We start from the raw sequence: 14,616 nt of genomic DNA on the forward strand, positions 1-14,616 counted from the left end.
CGATTTACCAAGAATCCGTCACACGGCGGTGTCTTTCTTCAATAGAGACTGGAGATCCGCTCAACGGACTCCGGTCACAACCCGAAGAAAGCACGATGAAACTCCAATTCCTGACCGCACTGCTCGCGAGCTCCCTGCTCTACGCCGAGACCTCGATCGAGGCCCCGCCGGCCGCCCCCGCGCCGGCGAAAACCACCGAAGTCGCCCCCACTCCGGAACCGTCCCCCGCTCCCCAACCCGAACCGAAGCCCGTTTCCGAACCGAAGCCGCTCGGCACCGCCGCCAACAACGGCCTCGCATGGCTCGCCAAGACCCAGAACGCCGACGGTGGCTGGGGGCAAGGCGGCGGCTGGCGCGTGAACCTTTCCAACGGACAAGGGGGCGGTCGCGTCGAAGGCGCGGACGTTGCCGATCCGTCCGACATCGGCAACACCGCGATCGTCTTGCAAGCCTTCATCCGCGCCGGCTTCCGGGCCGACAAAGGTGAGTATTCGGCCGTCACGTCGAGAGCGGCGGAGTTCATCCTCTCACAAGTCGAGAAATGCGACTCGGACACGTTGTTCGTCACCGACGTTCGTGACACCCAGCTGCAATCGAAGATCGGCCGCTACGTCGACACCTTCCTCGCGGCTCAGATCCTCTCGGAACTCAAAGGACAGCTCTCGGAGGCCAACGAAGCGCGGCGTGCCAAGCTCCTCGACAAGGTCATCGCCAAAATCGAAAAGCATCAGAACGACGAGGGCGCCTTCGCCGGCAACAGCGGATGGGCCGCAACCCTGTCCCAAGGCATTTGCAGCAACGCGCTGAACTCCGCCTTCGCCGCCGGCGCCAAGATCAAGGCGGAGACCTTGGAGAAGGATCACCTCCAGAATGCGGACGGACTCGACCGCCAGACTGGAACCGTCGCCGCGGGACGTGCCGTCGGTGACGCGGGCGTCGACATCTACCGCTATGCCTCGAAGCTCCGCGGCATGACCGGCTACGCGTGGACCAACGACAAGCGCCGGCAGGAGCTGAACACGGTGGTCAATTCGCCAACGGCATCCGACAACGAGAAGGAACAGGCGAGCGATGAGCTGAAGAAGATCGACCGCTCCGATGCCGACCAGCAGGTCCTGCTCAAGCAGGTGGCCGCGAAGGCAGGTGAACAGAAATTCGTCAACGGTTTCGGCAACAACGGCGGCGAGGAATTCATCAGCTACATGAACATCGGCGAGGCGCTCCGCTCCGAGGGCGGCGAGGCGTGGACCAACTGGGATGCCAAGATGACGAAGACGCTCAACGACGCGCAGAACGCCGACGGATCGTGGTCGGGCCAGCACTGCATCACCGGGCGCACCTTCTGCACCGCCAGCGCGCTAATGGTGCTCATGACCGACCGCGCCCCAGTGCCGGTCGAATCTCCGATCGCCGCCAAAGACGGTCAGGACCAGCAATGAAACGCGCCGACTTCCTGCGTCTGCTGCTGCTCGCCCCGCTGGGCGGGCAGCGGCTTGCAGCGTCCGAGAGCAGCATGGCCGGAGCGGTCGAATGGCTGCTTTCCCGACAATCGCCCGACGGGGCGTGGCGGTCCGACGCCTACGGTGCGTTTCGGGACGGGCGGGCACTGACCCCGGTGGTGTTGCGCTGCCTCTCGCTGATTCCGGATCCGTCCCTCGACGACTCACGGGACAAAGCCGTGAAGTGGCTGCTCGGAAAGGGAGCCAGCCTGTTCGAGCACTTTCCCATCCACGCGGCATCCTCCGTCCTTGAGTGCGCGGCTCAGCTTGAGAGTTTGGCTCCGCTGAGGGGCCCTGCCCTGTCGCGGCTTGTCGAGTTGCGCCTCCCCGGCGGCGGCTGGAGCTACTCGCCCGTGCCGCCAAAACCGGGGGTCGACCTTGCTCCGATGCAGCAACCCAACCTCTCCGCCACCGCGATCGCGCTCGACGGTCTCCACGCCGCCCGGGCACCGATCATGGAAGAGACTCTCGGTTTCATCCAGGGGTGCCAGAACTTCGGCACGCCGGACGCCGAATTCGATGACGGCGGCTTCTTCCAAATGCCGCTCGACCCGGCCCGCAACAAGGCCGGCAGCGCCGGCATCGGAAAGGACGGCCGGAAGCGCTTCCTTTCCTACGCCGCGGCTACAGCTGATGGTCTCCGAGCGCTTCGCCTCTCCGGCGAGCCGCCCGATTCCGCCCGATGCGCGGCAGGACGGGCATGGCTCAAGCGCTTCCGCTGGACACCCGATGCCGCTCCGTCCGATCTCGCCTACTACACCGCCCGCAGTCTCACCCTGACCGCTGCAATCGACTCGGAAACTCCCCGCTACGACCTCCCCGCTTCGCTCTCACAGTCCCGCCGACCCGATGGCTCGTGGCTGAATCCCGCCGGAGAAATGCGGGAGAACTGCCCTCTCGTGGCGAGCTCGCTGGCGCTCGAAGCCACCCTGCGCTCAACCATTTGACAGACGCCCGGACCCACCGACGGCTCCGTTTCCGAATTCAACTCGACCTCACACGGTCGCTGGTCGAGAGTGCCAGCATGATCCGTCCTCTCATCGCCACACTTCTCCTCGCCCTGCCGCTGCTCGCGGGCGACCGGGTGAAATTCTCCGACGACGCGTATTCGCTCGAGTTCCCGCAGGGCTGGAAGAAGGCCAAGTCCCCGACGCCCGACGCCGAGTTCGCGCGACAGAGCGCGGACGAAACGGTGATCGTCTCGGTGAACTGCAGCAAGATTCCGGCAGGGGCCGAAGCCGACCTCGATGCGATGGGCAAGGCGACGGCCAAGAACTACGCCGAAGTGATCCAATTCAAAGGCGAGGCGAAGATGTCCGACGGCACCCTCGATGGTTGCAAAGCCAAGTTCATCACGATGGCCCCTCAGAACGAGGAGGAAGGACAGCTTGGCATGTTCGTGATTCTCATCGACAGCCGCGAGCACCTGGTCCGCGTGATTGCAACGATGGCTCCCCAACTCACCAACGAGACCCGCGAAGCTTGCCTCGGCGTCGTGAAGTCCTTCCGTCGCGAGGATACCGACGAGAAGAAGGAAGAGTGAACCAGACGGCTACTCCCCGCTGGCCTTCTTCTTGAGGAATCCGAGGATCTTCGAGAAATCGACCTTCTTCTCCGACTCACCGACTTGGAAAACGATCCGGGCCGTTTTGCCGTTGGCGACCACGTTGGCGAGATAGTTTCCGGGCGGCAGCTTCTTCTTGTCCATCGTGTCGCTCAGCTTCACCTGCTTCGTTTCCTTGGCAAAGATGATCGCCGCCGCCTGGGTCTCGACCACGGTGCCGTCTTCTTTGCAGGGAAAGGCATTCACGATCAGCATCGGAACCTCCGCATCGAGTTCCAGCACCGCATCCGGTTTCACCGGCTTGTCGATCTGAGCGAAGAGGTCGTTGCCATCCGCCATCTCCGCCTTCTCGCCGCCGAGGCTCAGGTCGAAGGGAAGGAACAACGGACGTTCGTCTGCATGGGCGGAACCGATCGCGAGACAGGCGAGAAGAGTGGGAAGGCATTTCATCGTTTCATGCAAAACCAACCATCGCCTCACGACAAGCCTTGGGAGGCGGGACGCCCCCGTCCCGCAACCAACCCGGGACTTTCACGCAGCGAAAACCGCACGCCCCGCCAGTCGCGCTCGATCGGTTGCGGGACGGGGGCGTCCCGCCTCCCACTCACACCTGCGCGGCCAAAAGGAGCTCACGCAACCTCTCCGCATCGGTTGCGGAACTCTTAGCGACGAAGCCTCGGGCATGCGCGAAGTGGACGTCGTCCTCCTTCTCGATGCGTGTGAAGTCGAAGCGCAGGTCATCCCGGAAACGCGACAGCCCGTAGCCGGAACCGCGCCTGTCGGGATAGACAAGGCCCGAGACCGTTTCCTCCAGACCGATCGCCTCAAGATGACGGCCAAGTCCGGCCGACGGTTCATCGGGCAGCGGCTCGGTGCGCGGCATGAACAGCACCTTCAGCTCACCGACCTCCCACACTTCCGCGTGCTGCGCGATGAACTCGAGGCGCTCGCGCAAAGAACGCAGATACTCCAGGAGGTCGCCGCCGATCCAACACATGACCTCGTAGAGTGGCTCGCCGGGCGAAACCTCCGAAACCGAGGCAAACCGGCGCAGCAGCGTAATGTCGATGGGGGAGTTCAGCTTCGCCATCACCTCGGGCTCGACCCCGAGCCAGGCCGCCGTTCCGCGGGGACCGGTGACGTCGAGACGCTCGGAAGTTTCGAGCCAGTCACAGAAGCGTCGGGCGTCCTCGTAAACCCCCAGATCCATCAACACGAGACTGAGCGCGCAGACCGGATCGTGGTCAGCGGGAAACTGGTGGTGGTCGAAGTTCGAGCGTTCGCGCTCGTGCTCGCCGCCGACGTCGATGACCGCGACCTCCGGGTCGGCGAGGTCCGCATCGTTCGGCTCGCGCCGGACAATCTCGCAGCGGTGCACGGAGGCGAGCACGCAGCAGGCGAGGAACTCGTCCTTATGCGCGCCGCCGGGGTGGGTCAGGATCTGGCGAATCGACATGGCCGCGCAGCCTATCCGGGAAGCAGCGCATGACAACCCCGCTGCGGCATCAGCCGAACTTCAGCGTGAACCGCGCCTTGCCCTCGGGGTCCTTGAGCGGATCGGGCTTCCAACCGAAGGTGAAGCCCTTGTAGAGCGGACGCTTTTCGCCGTTCCAGAACTCGAACAGTCCCTTGTCGCCGGACTCGAGATCGATCTTCGCGCCCTTGTAGCCGTCGAGGTCAATCCGGGCGGTCTTGATACCCGGTCCGCTGACGTCCTCCTTCTCCGCCCAGACCGGATCCCAGCCGTCGAACCGAAGCTTCTTCCCATCCGAGCGCTCCACCTGGATACGATCTCCGTCGGCCTTGTCCTCCACGTCCTCCTCATTCTTCGTGTGGTAGTAGACATTCGGCACCCGGACGCGGATCGAGAGGCGGATCGGATTCTCGGTCAGCTCCCCCTTGTCCAAGATCTTTCCTCCTCCGAGGATCTCATCGCCATCCAGTTCGAAGTGGACCTCGAACTTCGCGCCGCCGGTCACCGTTCCGCGGTAGCTGATCTTCTCCGCTTCGGCGGTCGATTCGGTCAGCGCCTCCCAGCCACCGTCCTGAGCCTTCTTGGTCACCACCCTCCCACCGGGCAGCACCTCCTCGATCACCGGGATGATGTCGATCCAGTAGCGCGGGCTGATCGGCTCCTTCTTTTGCAGAGGGATCAACGACGCCTCGCCATCATTCTTCACGCCGAAACGGAAGTCGCGGCATTCATAACCCGCATACCACCCGATCCAGGGTTGGTCATTGAGCTGCGGCAGATTGCCGGCAAGCGCGGATCCGAAGACGACGACAGAAGAAAGGAACCATCCGAGTTTCATCATGCTGGCACACTAAGCGCAGCAACTCGGAAGAGGCCAGAGAGAATCGGCCTTCAGAAGAGCCAAAAACCGACGACGGTCACCGCGCCAACCGCAAAGGAAAACATGCAGGTCGCCACCGCGAAGAGCCGGTCGAGTTTCTTCTCAACTTCGGCGGATTGCTCGCGGCCGGGATTGCAACCCTCGTGGAGGGCAACTGCTTGGGCATCCGAATAAGCCTTCTGGAGCTCGGGGAGACGGTGGGGAGTCATGGGAGGGAGAAGGTTTGAGCTTCTTAACTACCAATCGACACCAAGCTTCGCAATTTCCAAATTATTAGATTTTCCACGCAATCACGTAGTTCGGAGCGGTTCTCCGCCCGAATTATCAACAAAACAGGCATCTCTGCCTCACTCGGACTCGATCGTGCCCTCCTCCACTCCGCGGCCGATCATCTCGTTCGAGAGCTTCGACTGGAACTCGAAGAGGTCCGTCCGGCGGTCGCTGATCGGGGTCACCGCCCCGCTCTGGCGGGAGCGATACAGATCGGAAATGTCGAGGTCGGTCACCAGCATCGTTTCGACGTTGGCATCCGCCTGAGCGTGGATGCCGTCGCGGGCAAACTCGAAGTCGCTCGGCGTGAACACGCTGGCCCGGCCGTAGTGGATGTCCATCGCCGGCACATCGGGCAGATTGCCGACTACACCGGCGGTGGCGACGTAGATCTGGTTCTCAATCGCCCGCGCGGCGGCGCAGGTATTGACGCGCATGTAGCCCTGACGGTTGTCCGTGCAGTAGGGGACGAAGAGGATCTCGACTCCCCGGTCCGCAAGGTAGCGGGCGGCTTCCGGAAACTCGACATCGTAGCAAATCAGCACGCCGATTCTCGCCTTCGGCGTCTGGACGACCACCAGCGAGTCGCCGCCCGAGATTCCCCACCACGTCCGCTCCGACGGAGTGATGTGAAGCTTCGGCTGCGAAACGTACGTGCCGTCGGGGCGGAAGATCATCGCGGTATTCTCCAAACGGCCGTCGGACTGCGCGACCGGATGCGAACCGGCGATCAGATAGAGTCCCTGTTCGCGTGCCAGCGTTCCCATCAACTCGATGAACTGCGGCGTGAATTCCGCCAGCTTGCGGATACCCTCCCGCGATCCCATCGCTTGCAAGCCACTGAGCAACTGGACACTGAGGAACTCGGGGAACAGGACGAACTCGGCATTGTAGTCCTCACCCGCGGTTTCGACGAAATACCGGACCTGGTTGGCGAAGTCATCGAAGTCCTTCAAACGGCGCATCTGGTACTGAACGCAGGCAACCCGGACCTTCGCGCTGTCATCGTCGTTCGCCTGGTAGTCGGAGTTCAGCCACTCGATCAGCGATGCGAAGTCCTTCGACCTCGGGTCGCGGATGTAGTTCGGCATCACGCTCCGGACCGCGAATCCCTGGGAAACCTGGAAGCCGAGCACCGGATCCTGAATCTTCCCTTCCTGGACCTGCCAGACATACTCCTCGGGGGTCAACCGGTCGGCATGGTCGGCGTAGTTCGACAGCCTCCCGCCGGCGAGGATGCGACGCAGGTTTAGCCGGCGGCAGAGGTCGCGCCTCGCTTCATAGAGCGCCTTCCCAATGCCGCGGCCCCGCATCTCCGGATCGACATAAACCTCCGCGCCGTAAAGCGTGTCGCCCTGCGGATCGTGGTTGTAGAAGTAGCCGTCGTCGGTGATGCCGTAGTAGGTGTGCTTGCGAAGCGGGTTACGGCCCATGCTGACGATCAGCGAAGATGCCACTCCGACGATCTTGCCGTCGATCTCGGCGACCAACTGGCCTTCCTCGAACACATCGAGGTGGGACTTCAGCTCACTCTCTTCCCACGCTCCGTCGGCCGCGACCATGTAGGGAAAGCAGCGCCGGTGCAGCGCGATCATGTCGGGGATGTCCGCGGCTCGCGGATTCCTCACCATTACCGATCCCTTGTCCGTCTCGTATTCTTTCGGAAGCACGCTCCAGAAAAGGGCCTCTCCGCCGATTCGTCAACTGGACGCCTTCTTCCGCCGGGGCGCACGCATCCCTTTGGCAGCCATCGCCTCGATAAGCTCCCCGACGAGCGGATTCGGGAAGCGCCGGCTCGGAGTGACCGCATGGAAGGTCTCGCGGATCTCGGCGATCCGGTGGGTCACCACCAGAGCGCCGGAAGCGATTTCGTCCTGAACCACCACCGGCGGCACCAACGCGAGCCCCTCACCCTCCCTCGCCAGCAGGCGGAGCATGGCCATGTCATCCACTTCCGCCATCACCCGGGGCCGCACGCCCGCCGAAGCCAGCAGACGGTCGAACGCCGCGCGGGTATTGCTCTCGAAACTCGGCAGCACGAGCGGAACATCATCGAAGTCGCGCGGAAACTTCAACCGCTTCGCCTTCCACTCCGGAGCACCAACGAGCGACACCGCCTGATCCGCCAGCCGATGGCTGTGCCAAGGGCGCTCGGCGTCGCGCCGTACCGCCTCGTTCGACAGGACCACATCCACCTGGTGCGCCTGCAGGGAAACGATCAGTTCGGAAAGCGATCCCGACCGGAGGACAAGCTCGACATCCGCCCGGTGCATCGCCGGCTTCAGGAACTCGAGCTGGAAGTTGCGGGAAAGGGTCGCGACCGCGCCGACCCGGAGCATCTGACGCCCCGGCCCGACCCGGTGCCTCATCACATCCATCAGCTCCTCCCCCGCCCGTCCGATCGAATCCGCATAATCCAGGGCGACCCGACCCGCCTCGGTCAGTTCGAGGCCTGTCGGAAGACGCTCGAAAAGCGTGTGTCCGAGACTCTCCTCAAGCTGCCTCAGCTGCACGCTGAGCGCCGGGGGCGAAAGGTTCAGACTGCGGGCCGCTCTCGTCAGGTTGCCCTCGCCGGCAATCACCCGGAAGTAGCGGAGGTGATGGTAGTTCAGGAACTCCACAGGCAATACATGCGTTAAATTCAATTTAACGAAACAGTAAAAACCATGTCATTCCCTAAAATACGTGATCCGTGCATGGTTCGCCCCGATGCACGCCTCCGACCTGCTCCACCCGCTCATCATCGCCTCCCTGCCCCTCGCTGCGGGACTCGTCATCCGGCTGTTCCCGTCCAAGGCAAGCCGGATCGCCGCCCCTGCGGCTGCCGCGGCCGCCGTGACCGCCCTCCTCCTTACCTTCCTGCCGAAGGCGACACCCGGACTGGCAAGGTTGGACCTGCTCGCCACGACCATGGCACTTCTGGTCGCGTCCCTCGGAGCGGTGGTCCTGAGATTCGCCACCCGCTATCTCGACGGAGACCCCGGGCTCTCCCGCTTCCTCTCATGGATGAGCCTCACTCTCGGCTCGGTGCTCACCGTGGTCACTTCGAACCACCTGCTTCTGATGATCGGAGCATGGACGGCGACCAGCCTCTGTCTCCATCGACTGCTTCTCCATCACCCGGACCGGTCGGGAGCGGTTTTCGCGGCACGGAAGAAGTTCGTCTTCAGCCGCCTTGCCGAAGTCTCCCTGCTTACGGCCGCCATCCTGCTCCACAACGGGCACGGAACCTGGCGGATTGACGAACTCGTTTCTTCCATCGCCTCCGGCAATCATGCCGGACTTCCCGCCGCCGCCTTCCTGCTCGCCTTCGGCGCGATGCTGAAGTCGGCCCAGTTTCCCTTCCACAGCTGGTTGCCCGACACCATGGACACGCCCACACCGGTGTCCGCGTTCATGCATGCCGGGATCATCAACGCCGGCGGGTTCCTCGTCCTGCGCCTCGCACCGGTCTTCACGGCAGCCCCCTCGGCACTCTGGCTCCTTGCGGTCGTCGGCACCGTCACAGCGGTTTTCGGCGCAATCGTCATGCTCGTGCAACCGGGTGTGAAGAGATCCCTCGCCTTCTCCACCATCGCGCAGATGGGCTTCATGATGATCCAATGCGGACTCGGCGCATGGGGCCTCGCGCTCCTCCACCTCGTCGCCCACTCGCTCTACAAGGCGCACGCCTTCCTGCGCGCCGGATCCACGATCGGAGCCGTCCCGCGGGCCGCCATTCCGCTCACCACCCCGTCCCTCGCTCTGGGCATCGCCGCGGGAGTCGCGCTGGTCGCGGCAATTGCAACGGGACTACACGCCGCGCTGCCCGCCAACTCCCCCAGCCCGCCCGTGTTCCTGTCCATCCTCGCTCTCGGGCTTTCCTACGGCATCGCCCGTAGTTGGTCCGGACACCGGCGGAACCTCTTCCCCGGCCTCGCCGCCGCAACCGGCATCGCGAGCCTCGCGGTGGCCCTGCACACGGTCGCCGGCTCCGTGATGGCCGGACCGGCAGCCCCCGCCGTCCCGGCCTGGCTTTCGATCTTCGTCGCCCTCTCTTTCATCGGGCTCTTCCTCTTCCAGTCCCTCCTCTGGCGGGCTTCGGCGCACCCTCTCGGACGGTTCCTCTACGTCCAGGCGCTGAACGGCTTCTACATCGGAACCATCGCCAACCGCCTCCTCAACCGCCTCTGGCCCCGCCAACCCCTCGCCTGAAACCCTTTCGCCTCCACCACTCCCACGCCTGCCATGACCACCACTTCCACCATCACTCCGCCGGTCGCCACCGACCTCCAACCCGCGATCAGCGAGGCCCTCAAGCGCATCGCGCCACTCTGGCCGCTTGAGCACTTCGTCGCCGTGAATCCGTTCCTCGGTCTCGTCGACCGCCCCTTCAGCGATGCCTGCGCGACGCTCCGGCGGACCGCCGGACAGGCACCGGTCCAATCCCCCGACGCTTACCTTCGGGCTTGGAATGAGGGTGAGATCACACCGAACGATCTCGCCACGGTAACCGGGGGCCGTTGGACCCGCGAGAGCCTGATCGACGCTTTGGAGAATGCCGACGAGGCCCAACTGCTCCACCCCGTCGCCACCTTCGCCGACATCATCGACCAGACGCTTCCCAACGCCCACTGGGCGCGGTTCATCACCGAGGAGGTGGCCAAGTGGTGTGCGGTTCACTTCGACCGGAACCAAACCACCTGGGTCTCACCTTGGCGCGACCTCGGCCTGTTCGCCGCATGGAAATCCTCAGCCTGCCACGACCGCAAACCGGAGGCGTTCGGGCTGCCTGGATTCCGGGAGTTCGTGAAGTCCCTTCCCGATGATCCGAACACGGCCATCCGGGCCTGCCTCGACCAACTCGAACCAGCCGGTGTCGACATCGCCGACTTCCTCCACCGGCAACTCGTCAGCGTCGCCGGCTGGGCGGGGCACATCCAGTACCTCGTGCGCGAAGACGCCATGCGGGGCGATGAGAACCAGACCCTGCTCGATCTTCTCGCGATCCGGCTGTCCTACGACGCCGCCCTGCATCGGGCATTCGGCAGCGATCCACAAATCACCACCGCGTGGCGCCATCACGGCGTATCCGCCGAGACGAGCGAACTCGATGAGGCCCTCACTCGCTGGCAGCAGGCATACGAAGCCGGGTACCAACGGAAACTGGCCGCCGAACTCACATCCCAGCCGTCCGCCCCGTCGACCTCTAGGCCCCCGGTGCAGGCCGTCTTCTGCATCGATGTCCGCTCCGAGATCGTCCGGAGACATCTCGAAGCCGCCTTGCCCGGCACCCACACACTCGGCTTCGCAGGTTTCTTCGGCTTCCCGGTCGCCCACCAGACCGCCGATGCCTGCAAACCAACCCCACGTTGCCCGGCGCTGCTGGTTCCACCCATCGTCAGCCACGAAAAGCAGCCCGCGAACGCCGACCGGAAACGGGCCGGCAATGGAGCATGGAAGGCATTCCAGAACTCCGCCACGTCCTGCTTCACCTTTGTCGAGTCACTGGGACTGGGCTTCGGCGCCAAACTGATCGCCGCCCGCGACCCAAAGCCGTCGCACGACTCACCCAAGCCGGAGATCGCCGACCTGCCGGCCACCGAGCGCGCCGACCTCGCCGAAGGCGCGCTGCGGGGCATGAGCCTGACCAAGAACTTCGCCCGACTGGTCCTGCTCTGCGGTCATGGCAGCCACAGCGCCAACAATCCGTTTGCCTCCTCGCTCGAGTGCGGCGCCTGCGGCGGCCATGCCGGAGACGTCAACGCGCGCCTCGCCGCGGCGACCTTCAATGACCCGCAAGTGCGCGACCTGCTCGCGAAGAAGGGCATCGTCATCCCGGACGACACCCACTTCCTCGCCGGGCGACACGATACTCTCAGCGACGACTTCCACCTCTATGACTGCGAAAGCGCCCCCGCTACCCACCACAGGGAGATCGCCGAACTTCGGGCCGCCCTGACGACGGCGGGAGCCGCCGCGAGAAAAGAACGCGCTCCGAAACTCGGACTCGGCGATCTCGACGGCCACGCCCTCGACAAGGCGGTTCGCGACCGCGGACGCGACATCGCCCAACTCCGGCCCGAGTGGGCGCTTGCCAACAACGCCTCTCTCGTCGCCGCGCCCCGGTCTCGAACCTCCGGGCTCAACCTCGAAGGACGCGCGTTTCTCCATGAATACCATCCGGAAAACGATCCGGAATCAAAGGTCCTCACCGCCATCCTCACGGCACCGGTCGTGGTGGCAAGCTGGATCAACCTCCAATACTACGGCTCCCGTATCAACCCGGAGGTCCTGGCAGCCGGCAACAAGACGATCCATCAGGTCGTCGGCGGCATCGGAGTGATCGAAGGCAATGCCGGCGACCTCCGGACCGGCCTGCCTCTTCAGTCGATTCATGACGGCAAGCGGTTCGTCCACGAGCCGCGGAGACTCACGGTCTTCATCGAGAGCCGGACCGAGCTGATTGACGCGGTCCTCGATGCCCATCCCGAGGTCCGCCAGCTCTTCGATCACCAGTGGATCCACCTCGTCTGCCTGACCGGTGACACCGCCATGCAGAGGCGGAACGGCCGGTGGCACCCGATCGGATCCGACCCTTCCGAAACCTCAACCACCTCAGACTCCATGAACATGAACCCGAACCAACGCTACCAACTCATCGACGGCAAATTCACTCCCGAGCAGGCGAGGCATGTCCTGCTCTCGCTGGTGAAGAGCAAGATCGACTTCCACAGCATCGAGAAACTGAGCCACGAGGAACGCTTCGGAGAAGACGCGACCCAGCCCCAACGTCGCCTCGCCGAACTTCGCAAGCTTCGCGACACCTTGCTGGAGACTTGCGAGTCGATGGCCGAGACCGGAACCCAGGTCCGCATCAACGGCTGGATCGAAATCGAGCCGCTGCCGGAACCGCAACTCGCTGCCCAAGCAGCCAAGCGGGAACCCGAAGCCGCACACTGAGCTTCATCCGCGGTCGGGGCCGTCGTCCGCCAGGACCGATGGCCCCGGCCCGCACACGTCCGGTTAGCTCACCACCGCTTGCTCGGCTTCCTCCTCGACGATCTCCTTCACCTCGCCGTCCTCAAGGTCGGCCCGCTGATAAACCCCCATCGCGGCACGGATCATCGCTACCGCGCTTTCCTGTTCGTCGTGGATCACATGGACATCGAGCTTCTCGAGCCGGGCCACCTCACTCGGGAACTTCGCGCGTCCGAAGACACAGACGCCGGAGTTCCGCTCCCGCACCAACGGTAGCGCGGCCACCGTCAACTCGACCGCCGGGAAAGTGAAGGCCACCATCCGGGCGCGCTCGATATGCGCCAGATCGAGTGCCTCGGGATGGGTGGCATCGGCGAAGAGTGTGGGCTGCCCCTGACGTTTCAGCTCACAGACCGTGTCCGCATTGAGCTCGAGGACCAGCGTGCTGATGCCACAGCGCCGCAGCGCTTCGTTCAGGGAACGGCCGACCGGCCCGTAGCCACAGATGATGGCGTGATCGCCCATCTCCCCGACCACATTGCCCGCAGCCAAACCGGCGGGCGGACGCTGGTGGGCCTTCACCCAGCCCTTTTCCTCCAGCCACTTGCCGAATGGTCCGGCGCCTTTCATCAGGCTCGGCACAAGCCCCATCGAAACCGCGGTGCAAGCGAGGAGCAGCTGCTCGATGGCAGGATCGATCGGCCGGAACTCGCCAGCCTTGGAAAGCAGGACGAGTGAGAACTCACCGGTGCTGGAAAGGCTCGCTCCCGCCAAAAGGGCCGGCCGGAGCGGCAGCTTGAGCAGACGCGTGACACCAATGACGATCCCTCCTTTCAGTCCAAGGATCAGGACCGTTCCGGCGATCACGAACAGCCATTCCTCGAGGAGCGCCCCGACATCGATCATCAGGCCCACCGAGACGAAGAAGATCGTCAGAAACAGGTCCTTGAACGGCAGCACATCCGCCATGATGCGATGGGCGTAGATCGATTCGCTCACGACCAGTCCCGCCGCGAAAGCACCGAGAGAGAGGGAAAGATCGAGCGCCTCGCCACCGAGAGCCACAGCCGCGCACAGAGCGATGACCGTCAGCGTGAACAGCTCGCGGCTCCGGGTCCGGGCCACCGCATGCAGCAGCGGGTTCACTCCGTATTTGCCGATCAACAATGCCGCACCGAGAAACAGGACGCCCTTGCCGAGCGCCTTGCCCACCTCCACCGCGGGGCTTCCTCCTCCTGAGCCGTAGATCGCCGGCAGGATCAGGATGAAAAGGATCACGAGGATGTCCTGGAACAAGGCGATGCCGAGCGAGGCCCGGGCACCCGGATTGTTCGGCTGCCCCATGTCCTGAAACGACTTCATCGCCACAGCGGTCGAACTCAGCGCGATCGCTACCGCCATCACTGCGCACTCCGGCCCTGGCATTCCCGCAAGCTTGGCACCCAACGCCCCGAGACCGCCGCAGAGCGCCACCTGCAAGCCACCACCGAACAGCGCGATCCGCCACAGATGCCGCAACTCTCCCAGCGAGAACTCGATGCCCAAGGTGAACATCAGGAGAATCACTCCAAGTTCGCCGAGATTACCGATAATCGGATCGTCTTTGTCGGCTCCCACAATCCAGAGCAACCCGCTGTTGGCGATCACCACACCGACGATGAAGTAGCCGACCAGTAGGCTCTGCTTCACCCGGACGAGGACCAACGAAACCAGCACCGACAGCACCAGAACCATCGCCAGCAGGCCAAAGAACGGCGTGATCGGTGACTCTCCCGCAGCCAGCAAATCGAACATCATCGTCGCCACGCTAAGCAGCCAAGGTGCAAAGGCGATGGCAAATGCTCCGCAGCCGGACCGATTCCCCAAGGGTCAATCCACCCGGCTGCAAGAATGCGCATTTTATGCTATTGCATATCTTTTGCGTTTTTGGATTGATTCGGATTTCCAAACCACTTACTCGATGCACCTG

12 protein-coding genes are annotated in these 14,616 nt (G+C 63.8%); 5 read left to right on the forward strand and 7 right to left on the reverse strand.

Annotated elements, in window-relative coordinates:
* The first annotated feature begins 95 nt into the window (after positions 1 to 95).
* The 3 genes from HAHE_RS05050 to HAHE_RS05060 all read left to right on the forward strand — a co-directional run bounded on the left by HAHE_RS05050 (position 96) and on the right by HAHE_RS05060 (position 3,042).
* On the forward strand, positions 96 to 1,439 hold the full coding sequence (locus HAHE_RS05050) for a prenyltransferase/squalene oxidase repeat-containing protein (RefSeq protein ID WP_338689124.1): 1,344 nt from the start codon (positions 96 to 98) through the stop codon (positions 1,437 to 1,439).
* Positions 1,436 to 2,446, forward strand: a complete 1,011-nt coding sequence (locus HAHE_RS05055) for a hypothetical protein (protein WP_338689126.1) — start codon at positions 1,436 to 1,438, stop codon at positions 2,444 to 2,446. Before HAHE_RS05050 ends, HAHE_RS05055 begins: the two co-directional genes overlap by 4 nt.
* Positions 2,447 to 2,523: 77 nt before the next feature.
* Positions 2,524 to 3,042, forward strand: a complete 519-nt coding sequence (locus HAHE_RS05060; protein WP_338689128.1) for a PsbP-related protein — start codon at positions 2,524 to 2,526, stop codon at positions 3,040 to 3,042.
* Between the two features lie 9 nt (positions 3,043 to 3,051).
* On the opposite strand, the gene HAHE_RS05065 is transcribed toward HAHE_RS05060, so the two are convergent.
* The 6 genes from HAHE_RS05065 to HAHE_RS05090 all read right to left on the reverse strand — a co-directional run bounded on the left by HAHE_RS05065 (position 3,052) and on the right by HAHE_RS05090 (position 8,308).
* On the reverse strand, positions 3,052 to 3,513 hold the full coding sequence (locus HAHE_RS05065; RefSeq protein WP_338689130.1) for a hypothetical protein: 462 nt from the start codon (positions 3,511 to 3,513) through the stop codon (positions 3,052 to 3,054).
* 154 nt (positions 3,514 to 3,667) lie between these two features.
* Positions 3,668 to 4,519 carry an MYG1 family protein gene (locus HAHE_RS05070; RefSeq protein WP_338689131.1) on the reverse strand — a complete coding sequence of 284 codons (852 nt, stop codon included), beginning with the start codon at positions 4,517 to 4,519 and terminating at the stop codon, positions 3,668 to 3,670.
* 49 nt (positions 4,520 to 4,568) lie between these two features.
* Positions 4,569 to 5,378, reverse strand: a complete 810-nt coding sequence (locus HAHE_RS05075) for a hypothetical protein (RefSeq protein ID WP_338689132.1) — start codon at positions 5,376 to 5,378, stop codon at positions 4,569 to 4,571.
* Positions 5,379 to 5,428: 50 nt separating this feature from the next.
* A complete protein-coding gene (locus tag HAHE_RS05080) occupies positions 5,429 to 5,626 on the reverse strand; it encodes a hypothetical protein (protein ID WP_338689133.1) in 198 nt (65 codons plus the stop codon).
* Between the two features lie 138 nt (positions 5,627 to 5,764).
* Complete coding sequence (locus HAHE_RS05085) at positions 5,765 to 7,357, reverse strand: bifunctional GNAT family N-acetyltransferase/carbon-nitrogen hydrolase family protein (RefSeq protein WP_338689134.1); 1,593 nt, start codon at positions 7,355 to 7,357, stop codon at positions 5,765 to 5,767.
* A 30-nt stretch (positions 7,358 to 7,387) separates the two neighbouring features.
* A complete protein-coding gene (locus HAHE_RS05090) occupies positions 7,388 to 8,308 on the reverse strand; it encodes a LysR family transcriptional regulator (protein ID WP_338689135.1) in 921 nt (306 codons plus the stop codon).
* Positions 8,309 to 8,396: 88 nt separating this feature from the next.
* On the opposite strand from HAHE_RS05090, the gene HAHE_RS05095 reads away from it, so the two are divergent.
* Together HAHE_RS05095 and HAHE_RS05100 are read left to right on the forward strand one after the other, a co-directional pair.
* Positions 8,397 to 9,881, forward strand: a complete 1,485-nt coding sequence (locus HAHE_RS05095; protein WP_338689136.1) for a proton-conducting transporter membrane subunit — start codon at positions 8,397 to 8,399, stop codon at positions 9,879 to 9,881.
* A 33-nt stretch (positions 9,882 to 9,914) separates the two neighbouring features.
* Complete coding sequence (locus HAHE_RS05100; protein WP_338689137.1) at positions 9,915 to 12,629, forward strand: DUF2309 domain-containing protein; 2,715 nt, start codon at positions 9,915 to 9,917, stop codon at positions 12,627 to 12,629.
* A 63-nt stretch (positions 12,630 to 12,692) separates the two neighbouring features.
* On the opposite strand, the gene HAHE_RS05105 is transcribed toward HAHE_RS05100, so the two are convergent.
* Complete coding sequence (locus HAHE_RS05105; RefSeq protein ID WP_338689138.1) at positions 12,693 to 14,444, reverse strand: cation:proton antiporter; 1,752 nt, start codon at positions 14,442 to 14,444, stop codon at positions 12,693 to 12,695.
* Between the last annotated feature and the right edge of the window lie 172 nt (positions 14,445 to 14,616).

Source organism: Haloferula helveola (assembly GCF_037076345.1).
GTDB classification, from domain to species: Bacteria; Verrucomicrobiota; Verrucomicrobiia; order Verrucomicrobiales; family Akkermansiaceae; genus Haloferula; species Haloferula helveola.

What these genes read in the sequence shown, in the direction of transcription:
- HAHE_RS05050 (WP_338689124.1), top strand. Translation starts at nt 96, where the DNA reads ATGAAACTCCAATTCCTGACCGCACTGCTCGCGAGCTCCCTGCTCTAC.
- HAHE_RS05055 (WP_338689126.1), top strand. Translation starts at nt 1,436, where the DNA reads ATGAAACGCGCCGACTTCCTGCGTCTGCTGCTGCTCGCCCCGCTGGGC.
- HAHE_RS05060 (WP_338689128.1), top strand. Translation starts at nt 2,524, where the DNA reads ATGATCCGTCCTCTCATCGCCACACTTCTCCTCGCCCTGCCGCTGCTC.
- HAHE_RS05065 (WP_338689130.1), bottom strand. Translation starts at nt 3,513, where the DNA reads ATGAAATGCCTTCCCACTCTTCTCGCCTGTCTCGCGATCGGTTCCGCC.
- HAHE_RS05070 (WP_338689131.1), bottom strand. Translation starts at nt 4,519, where the DNA reads ATGTCGATTCGCCAGATCCTGACCCACCCCGGCGGCGCGCATAAGGAC.
- HAHE_RS05075 (WP_338689132.1), bottom strand. Translation starts at nt 5,378, where the DNA reads ATGATGAAACTCGGATGGTTCCTTTCTTCTGTCGTCGTCTTCGGATCC.
- HAHE_RS05080 (WP_338689133.1), bottom strand. Translation starts at nt 5,626, where the DNA reads ATGACTCCCCACCGTCTCCCCGAGCTCCAGAAGGCTTATTCGGATGCC.
- HAHE_RS05095 (WP_338689136.1), top strand. Translation starts at nt 8,397, where the DNA reads ATGCACGCCTCCGACCTGCTCCACCCGCTCATCATCGCCTCCCTGCCC.
- HAHE_RS05100 (WP_338689137.1), top strand. Translation starts at nt 9,915, where the DNA reads ATGACCACCACTTCCACCATCACTCCGCCGGTCGCCACCGACCTCCAA.
- HAHE_RS05105 (WP_338689138.1), bottom strand. Translation starts at nt 14,444, where the DNA reads ATGATGTTCGATTTGCTGGCTGCGGGAGAGTCACCGATCACGCCGTTC.